This window comes from Paracoccus nototheniae, from assembly GCF_004335005.1.
In the GTDB taxonomy this organism is placed as follows: Bacteria; Pseudomonadota; Alphaproteobacteria; order Rhodobacterales; family Rhodobacteraceae; genus Paracoccus; species Paracoccus nototheniae.
Genome location: NZ_RQRT01000164.1, coordinates 1 through 1,304, shown reverse-complemented (window position 1 = coordinate 1,304; position 1,304 = coordinate 1). Strand labels below are relative to the sequence as shown.

Annotated in this window: 1 protein-coding gene; it reads left to right on the top strand. The window is 66.6% G+C overall.

Going from position 1 to position 1,304, the window contains the following annotated elements:
* The coding region (locus tag EG885_RS22280; protein WP_207392394.1) for a gamma-glutamyltransferase at positions 1-950 on the top strand (950 nt) is incomplete at its 5' end.
* Between the last annotated feature and the right edge of the window lie 354 nt (positions 951-1,304).

Sequence of the window (1,304 nt, the reverse complement as noted above, 5' to 3'; positions counted from 1 at the left end):
TGGCGCAGCGCGTCGCGCAGGGGCTGGACAAGGCCGGATCAGCCCTCACCGCCGCCGACCTGGCCGCGACGCGCTGCCGCGAGGCGCAGCCTCTGGCCCAATCTTACCGGGGCATGAGGCTGCTTGCGCCACCCCCGCCCACGCAAGGTGTGACCACGCTGGCGATCATGGGCATCCTTGACCGCCTGCAGGTTCCCCGCGACCCCACCGCCCGCATGCATCTTCTGGTCGAGGCCGTCAAACAGGCCTTTCTGGATCGCGCCGGGATCGCCGATCCCGACCATGCGCGCGTCGACACGCAAGCCCTGCTCGATCCCGGTCGGCTGGACGCCAAGGCTGCCGCGATCTGTCCGGAACGCGCCCTGGTCTGGCCCGCGATCGTCAAGCACGGCGATACGGTGTTCTTTGCCGCGACGGATGCGCAGGGGCGCTGTGCATCCGTCCTGCAGAGCACCTATTTCGACTGGAGCAGTGGTTGTGTCATCGGCGATACGGGGATCATCTGGCACAATCGCGGTGCCAGCTTCTCGACCGATCCGGCGCATCCCAATGTCATCGCCCCCGGCAAGCGGCCATTCTATACGCTCAATCCCGGGATCGCTCTGCGGGACGGGGTGCCGCATCTGCTGTATGGGACGCAGGGCGCGGATGGACAGCCCCAGACCCTCGCCGTGCTGCTGACCGCCCTGATCGATCTGGGGCTTTCACCCGCCGAGGCCTTGGCGGAACCACGCTTCCTTTTGGGGCGCACCTTTTCGGACAGTCGCGACAGTCTTAAGATCGAGGCGTCCTTGGGCTCGGCAGCCATCTCGGCCCTGACCGCGCTTGGCCATGAGACCGCCGAATTGCCGGCCCTGTCCCTGATTTTCGGCTGTGCGGGCGCGATCCGCATCGATGCGACGGGCAGCTCGGGGGCGCATGACCCTCGTGGGGAAGGGGCAGCGCTCTGACAGCTGATCGTCACAAGCGAAGCGAGAAAGCGACCTCACCTGCGCCAATGCCCCTGCCCGAGCAGGGCGCTGTCCTGACCGGGAATGCTTCCGTCAGCCGACCTACGTCGCCTTGGCCGGCGCCGCATTCGAAAGGCGCTGGCCAGGATGGTGCCCTCGGTCGGCATTTAGTGAGTCTGTCCACGCTATCGGCATTTTATGGCCAGGACTGCGGTCATATGCCCGATGTGTTCGGAGCAGGGGCCCCCGGCGCGTGACGCACGCACCCCGCACCCTCCGTGCGAACCAACGGTCTTCCGCTTGCGGATGCTGCTGAGAAGAAAAAGACGGCGCCACCCCCGCGATCAACTGTCA